A 20,214-nucleotide genomic window follows, 5' to 3' on the forward strand; every position below is an offset into this window, starting at 1 on the left:
GTCATAATAAAAATGACAAGAGAGGAAAGAGGTCGACACTTCTCTGAGGTTTTTCTCCAAGACCTTGTGTGACAAACTGAACCCATTCTATTCATGTTTGCACAAATCATTGGCATTCAACCCGTGTATAAAAATAGAACGTTTCTATGAATAGAGTACCCTCTTTTGTGATTATTTTCAAGGAGGTTCATTGGAATGAATGATGTTGTTTTAGATTGTTGTGCTGGTTTAGATATTCATTCAAAAGAAATCGTTGCTTGTGTTCTCCAAACCGTTGATGGAAAAAAACGCCCAAAAAAACATCTAAAAGCGTTTGGAACGACGACCAAAGAACTGCTGTTCCTTTCCGACTGGTTAGATTCTTTTGGTGTCACTCATGTCAGTATGGAAAGTACTGGCGTTTATTGGCACTGTGTGTGGCGGATTCTCCAAAATAATTTTGAGTTGCGATTGGCAAATCCACAACGTGTTAAAACAATTCCTGGTAAAAAGACGGATATGAAGGATGCCGAATGGCTTGCCCGTCTTACTCGGTTAGGGGTTGTACCCCATAGTTTCGTTCCACCCGATGCGATTCAAGAACTGCGAGATGTCACCCGTTATCGGAAACGATTGATTTCGGACTTGAATCGAGAAAAAAATCGAGGCCATATGGTTCTACAAAAATCGGGAATTAAACTAGCGAGTGTAATGAAAGATATCTATGGAGAATCTGGACGAGGGCTACTCCGCTTACTGATTAACCAGACCGCCTTAACGACAGAGAATATTTTAGCTGTTGTAAAGACGACCTTACGTGGAAAAGTACCCGAGTTGAAAGAAGCAATGGATGGATTTATGTCGCCTCATTCTCGATTTATGCTGGAACTGCATCTAACCCAAATTGAGCATATCGAAGCACAAATTGCTCGTGTCGAAGAGACTATTCATACGTATATGATCCCTTTTCAGGAGATCGCAGATCGATTAGATGAGATTCCAGGCATTGATCAGACAACGGCTGCAGTCATCATTGCAGAATGTGGCATCGATATGGAGACTTTTCCTTCTTCCAAGCACCTTGCTTCTTGGGCGGGTGTCTGTCCAGGAAATCATGAAAGTGCAGGAAAAAATAAGGGTGGAAAAGTTCCGAAAGGAAACCGCTATTTGAAAAGAGTACTATCCCAGGGGGCGCTGGGAATATCGAAAGGAAAACGAAATCGAATGAAATCCTTTTTCCTGAGGATACAGAAAAATAGCGGAAAGAAGAAAGCCATTATTGCCGTGGTGCACCTAATGATTCGGCTGATTTATAAAGTCATTAAAGAGAAGTGTCATTATCGTGAACTTGGAGAAAACTATTTGAATAAGAAGACATTGTACGAGTTACAAGTGGTCTAAACCAAAGTGAGCGTTCGCCTCAAACAGAGGAGAAGAGCCTTTTTTTGCTTTTTTGCAGGTTTTATTTTCGTATAAGAAGTGTTCAGCTCCGAGAAATAAGCCGCATAATCCGAAAATAGCTTCTCATATTTTTGCGATTATGCGGCTTATTTTGTAAAAGAGCTACTTCAGTCGCACCGATTATTCGGTTTTCAGTGGCTGTGACGTTTTTATGTCACAGCCACTTTTTCTCATTATACTTATCGTTTCTTTTAAGGGGACTATTCGTTATCTATTTAAAGCTTGTTGCCTGAAAAATGGGAATTTTAAAAAGCATTAGACAGGTCAATAATTATTTTTAGTGCTTTATTAAGAAGAAAAACAAATTATTTTAAATCCTTTTCTAAAAATATGACTAGTCCTAACAAGGAAAACGGTTCATTACCCTCGGAATTTTCACAACGGGTTTATAATTAACTTGTGAACCATATTAACTAGGAGGATTTGTATGCTGGAAAACTATCTTGAACGAAATCTTTTCCGACAAGTTTATCTTTGTGAACAGCTATATGACAAAAAAACGATTCAACTTCACGAGATAGCAGAACAACTAGAGGTTTGCCCGAGCACCGTTACAAACGATTTAGAAACAATCATTGATCTACTAGAACCTCAAATTGTTTCCACAAGCAAAGCTAGAAATCGTTATACCGTGGTATTTGATTCTACCTATTCTAGACTATCCCTTACCCAAACAATTTATCAACGCTCTTATTTTTTATCCATTCTAGGTCAGTATTTAGCGGGCGAACGTAATTGGGGAACGATAGCTGAAACAACCTTTATCTCTTTAAGCAAAGTATATAATTTACGCACGGAATTAAAGAGTTTCTTTGCCGAACTCGGTTATTTGAAGACCGATGGCACTGTTATGATTCCTGAAAAGGATTATCGCTATTTACTACTGTCAGTCGTTCAGTACACTAACCAGACTGAACTGACACAACTAAATCAACCCATTCGACAAACCAGTCGGCAGTTAATGGATTACGTTGAGAGTCACTTTTTTTCCCGCTACTATCCAGAGGAAGAAAAACAGCTGATTCTTCTAGGTATTGCCATCGGTCTGCAACGAGGAAACGCTTATCCGATTTCATTTACTCAGCAAGAGAAAAAGCAAGCGCAGCGTACACCACTGTACCAATTGATTGAAAAAGGACTCCAACAGCTCCCTTTTTCCTTATGTCATACAGAAGATGAGCGCTTGTATCTTTACTCATTGTTTAATTCCCGCAATTACTTGTGCAGTAATTTAGAGCTTTTGCAAAAGGATTACGATGTTGTCTACCAAAATCACGTACTGGCTAACCCCTTAGTTGCCGAACTTAGCCAGAAACTTGTGGCACTTTTGTCCTTGAGCGAAACTGATCAGCTTTTATTCGAGAAGGCCTTCCTTCCCTTTATTCGTTCCACTTGGGCAGATACACAAATTTTTCAACCAGAGAAAATCTATTTACTAACTACCAAGCAAAAAAGGCTGCATCAGCAGGTCAGTCAGGTATTAGATGATTGGATCAGTGAAAATCAGCTGACTCTTCGTTGGAACGATAATCTTATTCGCAGGCTGGTAATTAGCTTAAGCTTACTAGAAGAAAAATTACCGAAAAAAGCCATTGAGGTATTCATTGTTGCACCTTCTGATTTTAGATTTTTGTACTATTATCAACAACTGGAAGCATTATTAAGTGAGCATTTTAGTATCAGCAACATGATTTGTACCAAACTGACTGAAGTGGTCGACGACACGTTCTTTTGTGCTAAACGTATCATTTTGTGTGACAACTCGTTGTATCAGGAAGATCTAGGCAGCGAAAATACCCTGATTTATCCTATTACTTTTCAGACCATTCAACCGATTATTGCACAATTGAATCAAGAGATTTATCCTACAAAGCTTCACGCTGAAGAACTTAAGACAAACAGCTGACTTTGTGACGACAAGCATTTATGCTTTGCATGGATGCTTGTTTTTTTGTCTAATTGGCTAAAAACACCTGATTAAAATAACTTATGTGATATTTTTTTAATAGCTATTACCTCTACAAAATCCCAACACTGCAATCTTTCATTTCTCCGCTATTCGACTTTTAAATAAAACAACGAGTGTTTTTTAAAGATTTAGATGACAATTAAATTAAACATACACTTGATTTATAGTTATTTTTCAATTACAATAACGTTAATCAATTAATTGTAAAACGTTTACATAGAGTATTGGGCCTTAACATGTCTCGTACGATCAAGGATGATCCATGAACAGGCCTTCTCCAATAAAATAATAAGGAGTCCTGACTATGACCACAAAACCACTTTCGCAGCGCCAAATCTACACGATGGGTGTTGAATCCCTTGCGGCCCGCTTTCAGTATTTTTTTGATCAAACGCAAGACAGTCCCTACATTATCCAGTGTGCCGTAGCTGTATTAGTAAGAAATGCGCTATGCACCGCTGACTTTTCTTTCTTTGCCAAAGAACTAATTTGCTCGTTGTTTTTGACAAGTCATCCGCGTGAACTCCGCTCGGTACGCCATTTGTGTGTCTATTTCGCTGACTATTTCACACCCGAAGAATGGCAAACCGTCACTACCCGTCTGTTTAAAACCAATGCTGAATTTCTGCGTTTAACCCAAAATACCCGCGCACATATCGAAAAATTGAAACCATTTTTGTATTCTACAAGTCGCCCAGTGGAAACCAAAGCAAGTTTAGTCTCCGTCTTTACTGACGAAAATGGCAAAAGACACGGCTGGACCTTAAGCAATGTCGATCCGGCACTGACTTCCCAACAATGCTATGACCTGTTGAAAATTTTGACCTCTTTATCCTTATTCAAAAAAGAGGGCGTGCGCCGTTTTGCCCAAGTAATCAAAGCGGAGATCACGGAAACTAACCCTCGCTTCAATACCCTAGATGACGAAGATCCAGCCGCTAATTGGCAGGAGTCTGTTCAGCTGGAAGCCGTGACTGAAACCACTAATCTTGTGCCTGAAACCGTGTCTATCACTGACGATGCTGCTAACGAAAATACGCCCGTTAACGCTAAGTCTTCGCCGCCAGATACCGGATCAAAACCGATGAAAAAGAAACCGGGACTCACCTTAGACGACGTCAAGAAACGACTGACTGGCAGGTTACCTAAGAAAAACAATGGCAAACAGCAACTACCGATGACGGGCAAGAAAAAGGATCGGAAAAGGAACAAGCGAAAATAGACTTTTTAGAAGTAAGAAAGTCGACAAACACTCTGCAAAGCGTTTATCGACTCCAAAAGTCAACGCAACCAAGGCTAATTAATGAGTAAAGCCGTACGTTTTCACTTCCTGTTTTTTGTGATAAACGAGGTGTGCTTGATTCAATTCTTCAATTGCTTGATGCATGTCTTGAACATAATCACAAGCCATATTCATACCGAAGTCAGCCCGAACCACCAAGCGTTGGATAATCAGTTGGTCCAAATCTTTTGGTAATGGATAAGCTGGAACTTGCCAGCCTTTCATCAACAGACGATCAGACAAATCGTACAGTGTCCATTCACGATTAGGATCTTCTTTTAGCTTGTAGCAAACCAGTGGCAATTGAGCGCCATCGTTGATAAGTTCAAATAAACCGGTCTTTTCGATTTCTTTAGCTAAGAAAACCGCTACGTCATGGGTTCTTTGGTGAATATCACGATAACCATCAAAACCGTAACGGACAAAATTGTAGTATTGACCGATTAATTGAGCCGCGCTATGGGAGAAGTTAATCGCCATTGTGGGCATTTCGCCGCCTAAGTAGCTGACTTTAAAGATTAATTCTTCTGGCAAGTATTGTTGGTCACGCCATAGTACCCAGCCAACACCTGGATAAACAAGGCCGTATTTATGTCCAGAAGCATTGATGGAGATAACATTTTTTAATTGGAAATCCCAGACTAAATCCGGTTCAATAAAGGGTGCATAGAAACCACCGGAAGCTGCATCGACATGAATGTAGACTTTGTAGTCGGTTGTCTTGTTGTAGGCTTCCACTAAATCATTTAATCCTTTGATGTCATCGTAGCGACCAGTGTAAGTAATGCCCATAATTCCGACAATTCCAATGGTATATTCATCTACATAGTCCATCACGGTATCCAAGTTAATTGACATGTGGTCTTTGTCCATAGGTACTTCCCGCATTTCAACATCCCAGTATACACAGAATTTTTCCCAACAAACTTGGTAACCAGAGGAGATCACTAGATTAGGTTTTTTGGCTTGGACATTTAAACCTAGTTTTTCTGCCCGTTTGCGCCAAGCAAACTTCATCGCCATGCCGCCTAGCATGCAGGCTTCCGAAGAACCAATGGTTGAAGTTCCCATGAATTTCTCTTCATTTGAAGCATGCCACAAATCAGCAATCATATTCACGCAACGGTTTTCGATTTCAGTTGTACGAGGGTATTCTGATTTATCAATCGCATTTTTTTCTAAGGTTTGACTCATTAATTTAACTGCTTCTGGTTCCATATAAGTTTGACAGAAAGTAGCCAAGTTTAGTCGGGCATTTCCTTCATCCAACATTTCGTCTTGCACCAATTGATAGGCAATTCGTGGTTCAATTGATTCTTTGTTTAACTTATATTTAGGCAAGTCAACATCTTCACTGGCTGAACCAAAAATAGGTTCTAAATAGCTTGCTTCTTCTTGGTCTTCTTTTCCGTATAACATAATAAATTCCTCCTAATGTTTCAATGTATGTTCATCTTTTTGAATAATATGATGTTCCCCTCGGGCAGCCGGATAAACTGCTGGGTTCACATCCATTGCCTTCATATGAGTTGGCTCCTCGATGCCTTTGTGGGCTTTTTTATCGTGCAATTCGTAAATGATAAAAGGCAAAAGAACCGTTACGATAAAGCTGATCAGTAAAATAATTTGATAGGTACGATGTTCGTTGGCCGCAATAGATGCCGGTGGAACAAATGAAATCAGCAGAGCAAACACTGATAAGATAAAACCAAGGCCGCCAATAATTGTTTTACCGATAGTTTTTCCCGGTACGTTGTAGGTTCGTTTCAGCTCTTTCTTTTTATAAACTAGCACAAAGTAACCGATGAAAAACAATAAATAGCCTACCAAGTAAATGACCACCGTCAGAGAAATTGCCACTAAGAAGGACAAATTGTTGCCGCCACCACCAAAGGTCAATACAGCTCCCCAAATAGTTACGATGATCCCTTGTATCATAATAAGCGGAACAGGGACTCCGTGTTTATTGGTCTTGCGGAAGAAGGCTGGAAGCAGTCCTCGTTGCGCTGCCGTAAACATCCCTCTTGAAGGACCCACTACCCATGAACTAACTTCCCCCATCACACCAAAGGCTATCATTAAAGCAATGACTTTGACTAACCAACGTAAATGACTGTTAAAGTGTAAAATCAAGGATTCAAAGGTTTGGATCACACCCGCACTTAGCGATAGTTCCTTTTGTGGAATTACTGCCGCAACGGAAAATCCCCCAATTGCATCTAAGGCAATCGCCAAGATAACCAACAAAAACATCGCTAATGGATAATTTTTTTGCGGATTTTCCAGCTCATTGATGTGGGAGGCGGATGCTTCAACCCCCATGTAAGCCAAAATAAAGGAAACAAAGACAACCAATGTGGACAATTGTGAGAAATCCGGAATAAAGGCCTGCGCATTAATCGCCATTTGAATCGGATTACCGCCGATAAAGTATGCCGCTGCCAAACCAAACAAGACAATCGATGGGATCACAATCCCAATCACAAAGCCAGCCTTCGCAATTTTAGCGGTACGCTTGGTCCCTCCTAACTGAGAAAATGTCAGTCCCCAGAAAATGACCAGCACACCAATATATTTGATAAAGGGGTCCGTGTTTAGTGCGGGGAAGTTAAGCACATACGACAATGCCCCTAAAATAAAGTAAATCATTGTAATAAATCCAACGGTGATTTGAAACCATTGGAAAAAAATGGCCGCAAAGCCAAAACGCTCACCTAAGGTCTGACTGACCCAGCTAAAAATCCCGCCATCCTTCCAACCTTCTACCGTTGCCATTTCCGCTGCACATAAAGCCACTGGCAAAAACCACAAGATACCACCCAGTAACAGAAAGAAAACTAAGTGTAATTGTGAAGTCGCAAAGGTTGGATACTCATAAACAGTCAAAACCATTGAAGCTGTTAAGGCAAAAAAACCAAATAAAGATAACTGTTTTTTATCCATCATACTACTTCCTTTTCTTTTATTTTCTTACCACCTCCTAGGTCACGAGAAAGGATTCGTAAACTCATTCTGCATTGCTTGTACACCTCTTTTCATATCTTACAAGACGAAGTATAGCAGGCAAAATAACCGCTGTTTTCCAGACTTTTTTATTTTCGGTTTCGAGAAAATAAAAAAAGAGACAAAAAAATACGGGAGAACTTCCTCCAACTTTTGACTGTCGTTTAACTACTATTACCATCAATATCTCCCAAAGAACGAAAAAAAGCCGCATCCTTTTGTCAGGATACGGCTCCACCGCTTATCTTAAATTAGAAAAAGCACCAAATTTGGTTAACAGCTCATCAAAGCCATCCACGGTTGCTTCCCGATTCCAATCTCGCTGCAGCTCACAAGCCAATTGAGCAATCGAAGTTAATTGCGCACCTGCTTGCTCTACCCGGCGCAATGCTGTCTCATGGGCAATTAATGACGTACCTCCTACGGCATCGACAATCGGATAAACTTCATAGCCTTCTTTTAAAGCATCAAGTGTTGGAAACGTTAAACAGGCTTCGGTCCATAATGCCACAATCAAGATTTTTTTGCGCCCCGTTGCTTTAATCGCTTCGTTGTATTCTTTGTCCTCCCACGCATTAATCGAGCTGCGATCATAGGATTTTATTCCTTCTCCTGCAGCTTTTTTTAATACAGGAATCGTATCGGTGTTCCAACCTTTTTCAACGTTTACGGTTGATAAGACAATCGGAATATTATATAGCTTGGCTAGTTCGATCACGATTTCGGTATTGCGAATCAGTTCCGAACGATTCATCGAATTAATGGAGTTAATTTGGGTTGGCTGGTAGTCAATTACTGTCAGCACAGTATTCTCTGGCGAAAGCAGATGGTCCTCGGTACGTTTTTCATAGCTTGTCATGTTATCCACCCTTTCTGATAAATCCAGTGTACTCGCATTCGTAAAATTAGGCGAATAATCTGCTGTAGAAAGAAAGCCTTTTCTTTGTCAAAAAAGCGAATTGATTAGAAAATAGAAGTATCAGAAGCAAAGGAGTTTTTCTCATGAATCTAAAACCTGATTTCATATCCAAAGAACAGCTAATCGATAATATTGATAACGACATGAATCAAACTGTATTAGTTTATGCTATTTTAGTCTGTGCCACCTTGATGGCTTCCGTCGGTTTGAATTATAATTCCACAACTACGATTATCGGGGCAATGCTCATCTCACCTTTGATGTCAGGCATTGGCGGCATCGGCTTTGGTCTGGGCTTTTCTCGTTTAGCTATGGCAAAACGTGGCACGCTTATTTTCCTGCTACAGTTTGCCATTATTTTAGGGATTTCCTTTTTGTTCTTTTTTCTGACTCCAATTAAAGAGCCCACCCCAGAGATCACTTCACGAACTTCCGCAACCATTTGGGATATTTTAGTTGCACTTCTTGGTGGAACCGCCTTGGCGTTGTCGAAAACACGTGCGAAAGACAATAATGTGGTTGTCGGTGTATCGATTGGAACTTCCTTGATCCTTCCCTTATGTGTTACAGGGTACAGTCTCTCCAATGGGAATTTCTCCATGGCATGGGATTCAGTCAAGTTGTTTTTAATCAACGTTTTCTTGATTTGTTTAGCCGTGTTCATCGTCGTCTGGCTGTTAAACTACGGTGCGTTTGAAAAACGAAACTTAGGGAAATTTGCATTATTTGTTTTGCCCTTTTTAGTGATTGGCGGCTTTTTTGTTTACTCTACAGTGGATACTACCTTTAATGAGTATCGTGCCAAGAAATTTAGCGAAACCGAGTTAGCCGACCATTTTGTTTTGGCACAGGAGATAAACACCGCACCTAAAGAGCTGCACTTAGATTTAGTGGGGACGGAGCTGACTGACTCGGAGGTTGCGACTTTGCAGGATCGTTTGACTGACTATCAGCTGGAAGACTATACGCTAAGAATTAACACCTATTCCAGCCGAGAAGATGGTTCCTTTGATGCATCGGTCTTAGCTGAGATTATGAACAAACAAAATGAAGGTACCTCGCAATTCTTAGGACTAGACTAAAAAAGGCGCAACGATTTTTTAGATCGTTGCGTCTCTTTAGTCTTCCGCAGCCATAAAAACGATGAGCGTTCCCGTGGCTGAAATGAATGTTCCCACCACTAGCATGGCTTGTACTGAAAAGAAGTTCAGCAGTTGTCCGCCTAGAAATGATCCGGCAATCCCACCGATAGTGTTAGCTGTCGCCATCAAGGTCTGGCCTTTGACCAAATCCTCTTGGGGAATAATTTTATTGGTGTAATAAACCGAAGCCGTCGTGTGCAGGGCAAACCCAACCATTTGCAGGCTTTGGGCGACATTTATCATAGCTATGTTATTGGCAAATAAAATCAGTACCGCCTTGACCGTGAAAAAGAAAGCGGCGGTTCGCATCAAGGATTTGCAGCGAAAGCGTGTCAGTAGCCAGGAAAACAAAAACATCGTCGGCAGTTCGCTTAATGCCGCAACCGAAAGTGACGAGCCCACACTGCCTTCGCTACCACCTAAAGGCGCCATGATTTGATACATATAGCTGTTGCCGATATTATGAAAGACAAACAACATCGACACTCCTATCAGCAATACCATGAAGCGTTTATACTTCCTCATAAAAACCGGTAAGCTACTGGGGTCCGGCAATTCCAGCTCCATTTCCCCAGTATCGATAATCGAAGCCGAATATTTCCCGTCTTTTTTGCGGGTATCAATCCAGACCGTCGCTCCGATAAACAAAAGAAAAATTCCCATCATCAAATACAAAATCACATTGGCAGAAAAGCGTTCAATCAAAAAACCGGTCACCGCTGAAGCTCCGGCAAATGCCAAGGAACCCAACCCTCGTGCCACCCCGAAGTTCAACGCATAGCCGCGACTGATAAAAAACGTGCCAATGGCAATCGTAATCGGCTGCAGCAAAATCAAACTAGTATACAGCAAAATATAAATCAGTGCTACTGGTAAAAATTGCCGCGGCAGCACGATTAGTATGAAGGAGAACCCAATAATACACGCCGCCATGATCGCCGCCAAATGGGACAAGGTCAGCTTCTTCATCCGATCAGCAAATGAGGCAATGAATGGTTGCAGCAACGACGCTACCAGATTTGCCAGCGCCAGCACCCAGCCAATTTGCCCATTGTTGAAATCACGGGAAAGCAGAAAGACCGACGTGAATGTTCCTAAAACCGAGTAGCCCATCCAATAAGGCATCTGCATACTAATATATTGTAAATTTAACTTAGTGTTTTTCTGATTATCCATACCCCTAATCCCTAATCCTTCCACTTTATCCCTTTATTATGCCTATCATCCGTGAGCGTGGCAAGAACCTTTTGTTAAAAGACGTAAAAATAGACACTTAGCTTTTGCCAAGTGTCCTGTTTCATTTATATGTAGCATCTATTAAAACATCAAGCGGTCAGCAATTTCTGAAAGTATAAGTGTCACGATTTGATATAGTTTTGATTTTGGTTTCATTTTTTTCATTTCATCCCCCCTAACTGGTTCCTTAAGAATACGCCCTCTCAGTCTTCGCTACCATCGTTCCAGCAGTCATCCATCTAACAAAAACGTTAGGTGATTATTCAAGAAACCAAACAATTTTGAAGCATGACGATATTGTAAGTTCGTTTATAGCTGATTCGATGTCGCTCACATCCCTTCTCCCCTAGAATAGGGTTGTGAGTTGCCGCCAATCCGACAGCTCAACTTTTTTGCCTAATAACAGGATTGAAAAATGCAACCATAGAAAGAGGAAAATATATGAAGAAGTTACTCGCAACAATTGGTTTTTTAGCAGCAATCATCGGAGGAGGCTTTTTTGCCTACGAGACCTTCCGACACAAACCGGTTCACGGAATCATCGTATTGGATTACGACAAGCAAAAAATAGATAACAAGCTGGCGAAGCTGGACAAGGACGCTAAGAAAGTGCAAGTGGAAGGAAAATGGCAGGATGACAATCATCTATTGGTTCTATCTAAAGAAGAAGCGGAAAAATTGACTACTTTAAAGGCATTGAATAAAGTAACTACGAAGAAGGATACCTTCCTGTTTGAGCCGCTGCTGCAATTGCCTGACCAGCTTCCGCTGCTGTTTTCCAAGGATTCGGCGATCACCATCACCGATGATACTGGGGCAATTGTCACTCCTAAACAGACGGAATATGTCGTATTGGGTGATTCCTCCATGTTCGTTTCTCACATTTTAGTCACGGATGCGGCTGATTATCAAAAATTCCAAACTGCACCAACAATTCATGTGGCGGCAATCAGATCCGATGAAGATGCCTCAAAAGCGATTACCGATTACAAAGACTTGAAGATCCAACAGATGTACAATCCTGACAACCAATAGAAAATGAGGTACTAAGAATGTTTAACCGAAATCAACTGAAAATTGCTATGATGGGTCTAATGACCTTCGATCATATCGCCCCCTTTATTTCTGGAGAATGGGCAACCTTCTTCCATGCATTGACCCGCTGCGTGGCGGTCTTCTTCGGCTATATGCTGGTAGAAGGCTTCCATTATACGCGAAATCAAAAAGGCTACATTGGCCGCTTGTATGGCTGGGCATTGGTGATGCTGGCAGGAAACTTTGTCATCAATCATCTGCTGCAAGGCCCGGTTCAGGTTCACAACAATATTTTCCTAACCTTAGCTGTGGGTGCTACTCTGCTCTATCTGATTGAACTGCTTCAGCAAAAATTGACGACTCCTAAAAAGCTGCTGCTGGGCTTGGTCTTCCTAGTCTTGCTGTTAGCCGGATCATTGCTGACTGAAGGCGGCATCGTGGTCTTGCCCTTTATCCTGATTACTTACTTTACTAAAAACAATTGGATCAAACGGGATTTTCTCTATGTACTGTTCGCTCTGGTTTTATTGGTACTGTTTGACCTGTCACCGATTTTGCAATCACAAACTAGTCGGGAATTTTGGCTGAACTTAGGCTTTAATTCTTCCTGGATGTTTATCACCGTGATTCCCATCCTTCATTTATACAATGGCGAAAAAGGCAGCAGCAGTCCTTGGGCGAAATACTTGTTTTACGTCTATTATCCCCTGCATTTATGGGCCATTGCTTTACTAGCAATGATTCTGGGGACTTCCTACTAATCAAGATACGGGAGAATTTTACCGATTCATGCTATCCTTAGCTTCATCGGAAAGAAAAAGGAGAAAAAATGTTTGTTACGTTTGTTTGTTTAGCCCTCTTAGCTTTAGGCGGAGCGGTATTGGTAAAAGAAAGACGGAGTATGTTCGGCGGGCTGCTATTCGCTTTTAGTGGGATGCTGCTGGTACTGCTTGGTTTAGCAGAGGTGCTGACTCGTTTGGCTAATTCCTCAGAAATTGGCGGAATGGCTACCCTTGGTATTGTTTATGGTTTGGTTCCGCTGATTTTCTTAGCGGTTGTTTTAGGCTTTATTTTCAATACCCGAACCATGAACACCAAAGAAGGCCGCAGCTTCACAGCCAAGCTGTCCGCTCTTTTAGGCTTGAATGTACTGATTGCTGTTCCGTTGTTCCTATATCTAGTTGTTATGGGGAACGGCCCCTTGCCCTTATGGTTTCATAATTTACTGCTGGCTTTGCTATTGCTGGATCTGCTGCTGGTGGTTTTATTTGCCTGTTACTTGTTCTATTCCTGGATGTATCAAATGCTGCCGGTGAAAAAACAAGTCGACTATATTATTGTCCTAGGCTCCGGCATTCGCAGTGAAGAAGTGCCTCCCTTATTAAAAAGCCGTTTGGATAAAGGACTGGAATACTATCACAAGAATCAAGATGCTTACATCGTCGTAAGCGGCGGACAAGGTGCCGACGAACCGGTGTCAGAAGCCTTTGCCATGAGAAAATATTTGCTGTCCCAAGGTGTGCCTGCCGACCGTATCTTAGTGGAAGATCGGTCCACCACCACGCTGGAAAACATGAAGTTCTCAAAAGAAGTCATTGCCCAGCATTGGCAAAAAGCCGGTACACCATCGGTTCTTTTCTCCACCAATAATTACCACGTATTGCGGGGAGCGATCTACGCTAGAAAAGCAGGGTTGAAAGCCGATGGTGTTGGTGCACCCACCGCCTTTTACTTCCTGCCCTCGGCGTTGATTCGCGAATATATTGCCATGCTGGTCCATTTCAAATGGTTTACCGGATTTATCGTTCTCCTTTGTCTAGGTTTTGTTATCTACAGTGTATTGCCCATCTAAAAAGGCACAATCCTCACCTTGAGGATTGCGCCTTTTTCTTATATCGTTGCCAAGTATTCCGAAAACTTATTCAAGCCGGCAATCAGTTCTTCCGTCTTGCAGGCATAGCCAATCCGAATACACTGCTCAAACTCAAAACAATCACCAGGGGTAAACAGCAGCCCATGATTATCAATCAAATCGATACACAATTCCCGACTGGAACGGTCAAAATCATAATACAATAAAGTAACCGTGCCGGCTTGCGGCTTCACATAGCTAATATGTTTTTCTTTTTGAACCCATTCGTCTAATATTTTTAGATTGTCCCGCACGATTTTTTTGTTGCGGTCTAAAATTTTGTCTTTATGGGCTAAAGCAATGCCAGCTAATTCTTCATCCAGCATGCCGCAGCTGATAGTATTGTGGTCCCGATGCAAGCTGCATTCCTCGATGACTTCCGGATTTCTAGTCGCGATCCAGCCTAGACGCAGACCAGCCAACGAAAAGACCTTGGACATACTGCTGACGCTTATCCCTTTATCATACAAGTCGGCGATTGACGGGCTGTCCTCTTCTGCTTGGGTCAAGCCGCGATAAGTTTCATCGGATAAGACATAAGCCCCTACCGATTCAGCGATCGCCACGATTTCCTTCAGCATCCCTTCATCCATCAATGAACCAGCCGGATTGTTAGGATTGTTGATGATGATCATTTTGGTTTTCTCGGAAACCAGCTGGCGAACCTCCGCCAAATCTGGTAAAAAGTTGTTTTCTGGACTCAAGGTATGTCGTTTCACCGTTGCTCTAAAGGATTCGGGAATCGAGTACAGCTGCTGATAAGTGGGCAACACTGCCACCACTTCGTCCTCTGGCTCGATCATAGAATACAAAACTAAGTGATTCGCCCCAATTGCCCCATGAGTGGTTAGCACTTGTTCTGGATCGATTTCTTTATATAAGGAAGCGATCCCTTGTTTAAACACCGGATTGCCGAAAATGTGTCCGTAGGTTAAACGCTTTTGCATCAATTCCGTCAGCTTTTCCTCTTTATTGATCTCCGCCAGTTCAAACAGCTCTTCCATGCTGATGGAATCGACACAGGTTTCGCCGGTATTATAAACGGCCTTTTCCTCGTGTTCGTTCATCCACAGCTCGACTTTAAATGGTTCAATTTTCATCTCTTTCTTCCTTTCAAGCAACGACCTTCATCGCGGGTATTTCTTAGAATATACCACAAACAGCCCGGTCTTATCAGAGAAAATCAAAAATTATTGCCCTTAAGTCCACTCCATAGGGTACACTTAAAGGGAAGATAATCAATGGAGGGATCTCATGACAAAAACACTGTATTTAATGCGCCACGGCCAAACCTTGTTTAACCAGCAGAAAAAAATCCAAGGCTGGTGCGACTCGCCTCTGACCGAGCTGGGAAAAGAACAGGCGAAAATGGCCGCTCGCTATTTCAGAGACAATCACATCACCCTGGAGAGCGCCTACGCTTCCACCTCTGAACGAGCGGCGGATACCCTGGAGCTGGTCACTGATCTGCCTTATAAAAGAGTCAAAGGGTTAAAGGAATGGAATTTTGGCAAGCTGGAGGGTGAGCACGAATACCTGAATCCGCCGCTTCCTTACGGGGATTACTTCGCAGGATTTGGTGGCGAATCAGAAGCTGACTTTAGACAGAGAATCTCTAACACCATCTTAGAGCTGATGCAAAAAGAAACACATCAGAATGTGCTAATGGTCTCCCACGGAGCATCCTGTCGTCAATTTATGCGTGCTTGGTCCCATACCAGTGATTTAACCCATGAAGGTCGCTTAGGAAACTGTTGGATATTGAAATTTGAATTTACGAATAATACCTTCCGCTTAGTGGAGATTATTGATCCGACGAGTTGACAAAAAAGTAACCGCTCTCACAAAAAAGGCGGTTACTTTCTTTTTTTCTGCCTAAAACACATCCGCCTTCACCCCTAAAGCCTCCAGCTTTTCAGGATTATAGCCGACACACAAATGCTGTCCGTCAAATAAGATCGGGCGATTGATCAAGTCGGGAAAGCTTCTTAGAACGCCCAGTAATTCCTCCGGTGTAAGCTTGGAATAATCCAACTCCAATTCATTATAGATTGGAGAACCTACTGTAAGAATCTCATCGATGTCATCCACAAGCTTTAAAATGGTCATTAGCGTTTCTTGCTTAATTGCTTCCGTTTGCAAGTTGTAGGACTCAAAGTTTACGTTATTCATTTGCAACAGTTTTTTGACTTTTCGGCAGTTGGGGCAACCTGGATCGGACAATATTTGAATCATTTTGATCACTCCTTCAGATCTTTTTATGTTAAAAAACTTATATTAAAAAATGAGGCTGTCGCATGCAAGGGGTCGCAGCCTTATTTTTCAAGATAATATGTTATATTAAACTATATATTCATACAATTAATTGAAAAGTGAGGTTAGATGAGCATGCAAACTCAAGAAGCGGTTCAAAAATTTCTTTTGCCAAAGCAAGCGGTTAAAAAAATTGAAATCATTCAATTTTTGCTAAAGAATCAGCAATATTACAATAGCCATTACTTGGCCACCAAATTTGATGTCAGTACCACCAATTTTCTGCGCTACTTGAGAGAAATTAAGGAAGACATCCTTGCCGTGAACAGCAGCCTTGAATTGGTCAATCAAAAAGGATTGATCCGCTTGTATTGCTCCGACGAAGACTTCACCTATCAATTCCATCTGCTGTTTGGTCACTATTGCGAACAAGCAACAAATTACCGAATTGGTGTGGCTCTTTTCACACGTCAAGTAAATTCGGTGTTGAAATTGAGTCAAGCAACGAGCTTCAGTCCGTCATATATCTATTCTCGGATGAAGGATATCAATGCTTTCTTACAACTATACGGCATTGGCATTCGTTTCTCAAGTGATGGGGAGAAGCAAATGATTGGTACAGAATTTCAAATATTATATTGTATTTTAGATGTCCATTGGTCGATTTTCTCTAGTACCCGTCTTCCCTTCGAGGCAGACCCAGAGCAAAAAGAACCTTTGCTGAATAAATTAGTTAAAAAAGATGTCCTGCAGAGTCTAAATGGTGGTTTATTGTGCAAGTTATATAAGCTGTTGCTTATTTGTACAAACAATTATCCTTACACGTCAATTCAGAGCATTCGTGAAGAAATTCAGAAACACCAGACTACCCAAATATTTCAAGATCCAGTCATTGATATTTTGAAGCCCTGTGCAGATCTCAGTCAAGAGCAACGGATCATCATTAATGTATTGAGTCGGTTAGCTATCACTAAGGTTTCCAGTCGGGAAGAATCACAGCACCAGTATGATATTTTGCGCAAAGGAAATTTCACTTCCTTTGAATTTTCCGAGCGCTTGCTGACAGCATTTTGTCAACACTTTATGATTTTCCTTCCTGAGGAACGACGCAACATGCACATTTTAAATTTATTGCGTAACAAACTTTACAATGAGTACCTTTGTGAAACGCAACCTAGTACGCCGATGCCTTCTTACAGTTTGTACAAGGATCAAAAAAATTTTTATCAGATTCGCGAAGAGATTCAGCAGTTTTATTTAGACTTTAGAGCCGATCACCAACATTTACTGCCCAAACTGGACGGGCAAGAAAACATTACATGGATTGTAGAAGCGTTATTTCATATCTATGTTCGGTACAAACCCGTTAAACCAATAATTATCGGGGTAAATTATACGAAAGATTACTATGTGAGCGAAGATATTATCGCCCAGATCGAGCAATTTTACTCGCCGCAACAAGTCAAGCTGCAAAAGAATCATCTAGAGGACTGCGACATTGTTATCACGGATGCACCAGTCACTGATCTGTCACCGCATATCAAACGCATCTACTTATTAGGTGATTCCATTGATCGTAGAGATTGGCGGCAAATTTCTACCAAAGTCGGCAACTATATTTTTGAACACCGTGTTCATGCGTTTGAATAGTGCTTCCATTCTTAGTTTAAAGGATTTTCAGGGCGGGGATTATGCTAATCTTTTTGCGCCGCATGCAGTTTCGTGTAAACCTTTATTCCTGCTCGCTGAAGCGGTTGTGACATACCTCCATGGCGCAAGCGCCACAAAACTGAATGAAAAAAAGTGTCGACCTCATTCCTACTTCCTGTCATAATAAAAATGACAAGAGAGGAAAGAGGTCGACACTTCTCTGAGGTTTTTCTCCAAGACCTTGTGTGACAAACTGAACCCATTCTATTCATGTTTGCACAAATCATTGGCATTCAACCCGTGTATAAAAATAGAACGTTTCTATGAATAGAGTACCCTCTTTTGTGATTATTTTCAAGGAGGTTCATTGGAATGAATGATGTTGTTTTAGATTGTTGTGCTGGTTTAGATATTCATTCAAAAGAAATCGTTGCTTGTGTTCTCCAAACCGTTGATGGAAAAAAACGCCCAAAAAAACATCTAAAAGCGTTTGGAACGACGACCAAAGAACTGCTGTTCCTTTCCGACTGGTTAGATTCTTTTGGTGTCACTCATGTCAGTATGGAAAGTACTGGCGTTTATTGGCACTGTGTGTGGCGGATTCTCCAAAATAATTTTGAGTTGCGATTGGCAAATCCACAACGTGTTAAAACAATTCCTGGTAAAAAGACGGATATGAAGGATGCCGAATGGCTTGCCCGTCTTACTCGGTTAGGGGTTGTACCCCATAGTTTCGTTCCACCCGATGCGATTCAAGAACTGCGAGATGTCACCCGTTATCGGAAACGATTGATTTCGGACTTGAATCGAGAAAAAAATCGAGGCCATATGGTTCTACAAAAATCGGGAATTAAACTAGCGAGTGTAATGAAAGATATCTATGGAGAATCTGGACGAGGGCTACTCCGCTTACTGATTAACCAGACCGCCTTAACGACAGAGAATATTTTAGCTGTTGTAAAGACGACCTTACGTGGAAAAGTACCCGAGTTGAAAGAAGCAATGGATGGATTTATGTCGCCTCATTCTCGATTTATGCTGGAACTGCATCTAACCCAAATTGAGCATATCGAAGCACAAATTGCTCGTGTCGAAGAGACTATTCATACGTATATGATCCCTTTTCAGGAGATCGCAGATCGATTAGATGAGATTCCAGGCATTGATCAGACAACGGCTGCAGTCATCATTGCAGAATGTGGCATCGATATGGAGACTTTTCCTTCTTCCAAGCACCTTGCTTCTTGGGCGGGTGTCTGTCCAGGAAATCATGAAAGTGCAGGAAAAAATAAGGGTGGAAAAGTTCCGAAAGGAAACCGCTATTTGAAAAGAGTACTATCCCAGGGGGCGCTGGGAATATCGAAAGGAAAACGAAATCGAATGAAATCCTTTTTCCTGAGGATACAGAAAAATAGCGGAAAGAAGAAAGCCATTATTGCCGTGGTGCACCTAATGATTCGGCTGATTTATAAAGTCATTAAAGAGAAGTGTCATTATCGTGAACTTGGAGAAAACTATTTGAATAAGAAGACATTGTACGAGTTACAAGTGGTCTAAACCAAAGTGAGCGTTCGCCTCAAACAGAGGAGAAGAGCCTTTTTTTGCTTTTTTGCAGGTTTTATTTTCGTATAAGAAGTGTTCAGCTCCGAGAAATACGCCGAATAATAGCTGCCCATATTTTTTACAATTATTCGGCGTATTTCTCAAAGAGCTGCTTCAGTTACACTAGTTATGCGGTTTTCAGTGGCTGTGACGTTTTATGTCACAGCCACTTTCGATTGTGCGCATAACTTTGCAGGGCGAACCAAAGGCCAATACATTTTTAGGAATATCCTTAGTAACTAAGCTGCCTGCGCCGATCACGGAATTTTCACCAATTGTGACCCCAGGTAAAACGATTGTCCCTGCACCGATCCAGACATTTTTCTCAATGACAACTGGCAAATTATATTGCGCATTTTTGCGTCTTAACTCTGGGTCCAAAGGATGAGTGCCTGCACATAGCGTAACATTCGGCCCCATCATTACATCATCTTGGATCTCGATTCTTGTATCATCCACTAAAGTTAGACTAGAATTCGCATACACACGTGCACCAAAATAAGTATTTTTTCCCCAATTAGCATGCAACGGCTGTTCGATATAAGAAGCCTCCCCAAAAGAACCGAGCAACTTCTTCAGCAATTCAGCTTTTTCTGCTTGTTTACTTGGCAGTGTGTGATTGAACTGGAACAGCAAATCGCGATAGATCGCCTGTTCCGCCATTAATTCCTCTGTTTCAAAATAGACTTCCCCTGAATGCATCTTTTGTTTTAACTCCTGAATATCCAACAACTAATCCCTCCTCATTTTAATTGCTTCTATTATATAGTT

Annotated in this window: 17 protein-coding genes; 10 read left to right on the forward strand and 7 right to left on the reverse strand. The window is 41.5% G+C overall.

From position 1 onward, the window contains the following. The first annotated feature begins 195 nt into the window (after positions 1 to 195). The 3 genes from IGI42_RS06680 to IGI42_RS06690 all read left to right on the forward strand — a co-directional run bounded on the left by IGI42_RS06680 (position 196) and on the right by IGI42_RS06690 (position 4,631). Positions 196 to 1,380: an IS110 family transposase gene (locus IGI42_RS06680; protein WP_438714819.1), complete on the forward strand. Its 1,185-nt coding sequence runs from the start codon at positions 196 to 198 to the stop codon at positions 1,378 to 1,380. A 487-nt stretch (positions 1,381 to 1,867) separates the two neighbouring features. Beyond that, the gene (locus tag IGI42_RS06685; RefSeq protein WP_438715052.1) at positions 1,868 to 3,346 is read left to right on the forward strand and encodes a helix-turn-helix domain-containing protein; all 1,479 of its coding nucleotides are present in this window, start codon (positions 1,868 to 1,870) and stop codon (positions 3,344 to 3,346) included. 367 nt (positions 3,347 to 3,713) lie between these two features. Further along, positions 3,714 to 4,631: a hypothetical protein gene (locus tag IGI42_RS06690; RefSeq protein ID WP_438715053.1), complete on the forward strand. Its 918-nt coding sequence runs from the start codon at positions 3,714 to 3,716 to the stop codon at positions 4,629 to 4,631. A gap of 78 nt (positions 4,632 to 4,709) precedes the next feature. Here IGI42_RS06690 and IGI42_RS06695 read toward each other — a convergent pair whose 3' ends face one another. From IGI42_RS06695 to IGI42_RS06705, 3 genes are all read right to left on the reverse strand, one after another. Continuing rightward, a complete protein-coding gene (locus IGI42_RS06695) occupies positions 4,710 to 6,110 on the reverse strand; it encodes a glutamate decarboxylase (RefSeq protein WP_438715054.1) in 1,401 nt (466 codons plus the stop codon). Between the two features lie 12 nt (positions 6,111 to 6,122). Continuing rightward, positions 6,123 to 7,634, reverse strand: coding sequence for a glutamate:gamma-aminobutyrate antiporter (gene gadC / locus IGI42_RS06700; protein WP_438715055.1), 1,512 nt, complete (start codon positions 7,632 to 7,634; stop codon positions 6,123 to 6,125). Between the two features lie 301 nt (positions 7,635 to 7,935). Continuing rightward, positions 7,936 to 8,553, reverse strand: coding sequence for an isochorismatase family protein (locus IGI42_RS06705; RefSeq protein ID WP_438715056.1), 618 nt, complete (start codon positions 8,551 to 8,553; stop codon positions 7,936 to 7,938). Between the two features lie 143 nt (positions 8,554 to 8,696). Here IGI42_RS06705 and IGI42_RS06710 point away from each other — a divergent pair, with 143 nt between their 5' ends. Then, complete coding sequence (locus tag IGI42_RS06710) at positions 8,697 to 9,695, forward strand: TIGR00341 family protein (RefSeq protein WP_438715057.1); 999 nt, start codon at positions 8,697 to 8,699, stop codon at positions 9,693 to 9,695. Positions 9,696 to 9,731: 36 nt separating this feature from the next. Here the strand turns inward: IGI42_RS06710 and IGI42_RS06715 are convergent, their stop codons facing one another. Then, on the reverse strand, positions 9,732 to 10,931 hold the full coding sequence (locus IGI42_RS06715) for an MFS transporter (protein ID WP_438715058.1): 1,200 nt from the start codon (positions 10,929 to 10,931) through the stop codon (positions 9,732 to 9,734). 501 nt (positions 10,932 to 11,432) lie between these two features. On the opposite strand from IGI42_RS06715, the gene IGI42_RS06720 reads away from it, so the two are divergent. The 3 genes from IGI42_RS06720 to IGI42_RS06730 all read left to right on the forward strand — a co-directional run bounded on the left by IGI42_RS06720 (position 11,433) and on the right by IGI42_RS06730 (position 13,878). Next, entirely contained in the window at positions 11,433 to 12,026 is a 594-nt protein-coding gene (locus IGI42_RS06720; RefSeq protein ID WP_438715059.1) for a lipoprotein BA_5634 family protein, read from the forward strand. 17 nt (positions 12,027 to 12,043) lie between these two features. Continuing rightward, on the forward strand, positions 12,044 to 12,787 hold the full coding sequence (locus tag IGI42_RS06725; RefSeq protein WP_438715060.1) for a TraX family protein: 744 nt from the start codon (positions 12,044 to 12,046) through the stop codon (positions 12,785 to 12,787). Positions 12,788 to 12,855: 68 nt separating this feature from the next. Continuing rightward, a complete protein-coding gene (locus tag IGI42_RS06730) occupies positions 12,856 to 13,878 on the forward strand; it encodes a YdcF family protein (protein WP_438715061.1) in 1,023 nt (340 codons plus the stop codon). 38 nt (positions 13,879 to 13,916) lie between these two features. On the opposite strand, the gene IGI42_RS06735 is transcribed toward IGI42_RS06730, so the two are convergent. Beyond that, complete coding sequence (locus IGI42_RS06735; RefSeq protein WP_438715062.1) at positions 13,917 to 15,038, reverse strand: aminotransferase; 1,122 nt, start codon at positions 15,036 to 15,038, stop codon at positions 13,917 to 13,919. Between the two features lie 154 nt (positions 15,039 to 15,192). Here IGI42_RS06735 and IGI42_RS06740 point away from each other — a divergent pair, with 154 nt between their 5' ends. Continuing rightward, complete coding sequence (locus IGI42_RS06740; protein WP_438715063.1) at positions 15,193 to 15,762, forward strand: histidine phosphatase family protein; 570 nt, start codon at positions 15,193 to 15,195, stop codon at positions 15,760 to 15,762. Positions 15,763 to 15,813: 51 nt separating this feature from the next. Here the strand turns inward: IGI42_RS06740 and IGI42_RS06745 are convergent, their stop codons facing one another. Further along, a complete protein-coding gene (locus tag IGI42_RS06745) occupies positions 15,814 to 16,173 on the reverse strand; it encodes an ArsC/Spx/MgsR family protein (protein WP_438715064.1) in 360 nt (119 codons plus the stop codon). 147 nt (positions 16,174 to 16,320) lie between these two features. On the opposite strand from IGI42_RS06745, the gene IGI42_RS06750 reads away from it, so the two are divergent. Together IGI42_RS06750 and IGI42_RS06755 are read left to right on the forward strand one after the other, a co-directional pair. Then, positions 16,321 to 17,841 (forward strand): helix-turn-helix domain-containing protein, encoded by a 1,521-nt coding sequence (locus tag IGI42_RS06750; RefSeq protein ID WP_438715065.1) that lies wholly within the window; start codon positions 16,321 to 16,323, stop codon positions 17,839 to 17,841. 372 nt (positions 17,842 to 18,213) lie between these two features. Beyond that, positions 18,214 to 19,398, forward strand: coding sequence for an IS110 family transposase (locus IGI42_RS06755; protein WP_438714819.1), 1,185 nt, complete (start codon positions 18,214 to 18,216; stop codon positions 19,396 to 19,398). 183 nt (positions 19,399 to 19,581) lie between these two features. On the opposite strand, the gene IGI42_RS06760 is transcribed toward IGI42_RS06755, so the two are convergent. Further along, positions 19,582 to 20,145 (reverse strand): sugar O-acetyltransferase, encoded by a 564-nt coding sequence (locus tag IGI42_RS06760; RefSeq protein ID WP_438717020.1) that lies wholly within the window; start codon positions 20,143 to 20,145, stop codon positions 19,582 to 19,584. Positions 20,146 to 20,214: the final 69 nt, after the last annotated feature.

This window comes from Enterococcus sp. AZ109 (genome assembly GCF_051714625.1).
Classification (GTDB): Bacteria; Bacillota; Bacilli; order Lactobacillales; family Enterococcaceae; genus Enterococcus_A.

Coding starts and splice junctions, on each gene's coding strand:
- IGI42_RS06760 (WP_438717020.1), bottom strand. CDS start 20,145: ATGCATTCAGGGGAAGTCTATTTTGAAACAGAGGAATTAATGGCGGAA.
- IGI42_RS06690 (WP_438715053.1), top strand. CDS start 3,714: ATGACCACAAAACCACTTTCGCAGCGCCAAATCTACACGATGGGTGTT.
- IGI42_RS06685 (WP_438715052.1), top strand. CDS start 1,868: ATGCTGGAAAACTATCTTGAACGAAATCTTTTCCGACAAGTTTATCTT.
- IGI42_RS06705 (WP_438715056.1), bottom strand. CDS start 8,553: ATGACAAGCTATGAAAAACGTACCGAGGACCATCTGCTTTCGCCAGAG.
- IGI42_RS06720 (WP_438715059.1), top strand. CDS start 11,433: ATGAAGAAGTTACTCGCAACAATTGGTTTTTTAGCAGCAATCATCGGA.
- IGI42_RS06680 (WP_438714819.1), top strand. CDS start 196: ATGAATGATGTTGTTTTAGATTGTTGTGCTGGTTTAGATATTCATTCA.
- IGI42_RS06735 (WP_438715062.1), bottom strand. CDS start 15,038: ATGAAAATTGAACCATTTAAAGTCGAGCTGTGGATGAACGAACACGAG.
- gadC (WP_438715055.1), bottom strand. CDS start 7,634: ATGGATAAAAAACAGTTATCTTTATTTGGTTTTTTTGCCTTAACAGCT.
- IGI42_RS06710 (WP_438715057.1), top strand. CDS start 8,697: ATGAATCTAAAACCTGATTTCATATCCAAAGAACAGCTAATCGATAAT.
- IGI42_RS06755 (WP_438714819.1), top strand. CDS start 18,214: ATGAATGATGTTGTTTTAGATTGTTGTGCTGGTTTAGATATTCATTCA.
- IGI42_RS06715 (WP_438715058.1), bottom strand. CDS start 10,931: ATGGATAATCAGAAAAACACTAAGTTAAATTTACAATATATTAGTATG.
- IGI42_RS06725 (WP_438715060.1), top strand. CDS start 12,044: ATGTTTAACCGAAATCAACTGAAAATTGCTATGATGGGTCTAATGACC.
- IGI42_RS06745 (WP_438715064.1), bottom strand. CDS start 16,173: ATGATTCAAATATTGTCCGATCCAGGTTGCCCCAACTGCCGAAAAGTC.
- IGI42_RS06740 (WP_438715063.1), top strand. CDS start 15,193: ATGACAAAAACACTGTATTTAATGCGCCACGGCCAAACCTTGTTTAAC.
- IGI42_RS06730 (WP_438715061.1), top strand. CDS start 12,856: ATGTTTGTTACGTTTGTTTGTTTAGCCCTCTTAGCTTTAGGCGGAGCG.
- IGI42_RS06695 (WP_438715054.1), bottom strand. CDS start 6,110: ATGTTATACGGAAAAGAAGACCAAGAAGAAGCAAGCTATTTAGAACCT.
- IGI42_RS06750 (WP_438715065.1), top strand. CDS start 16,321: ATGAGCATGCAAACTCAAGAAGCGGTTCAAAAATTTCTTTTGCCAAAG.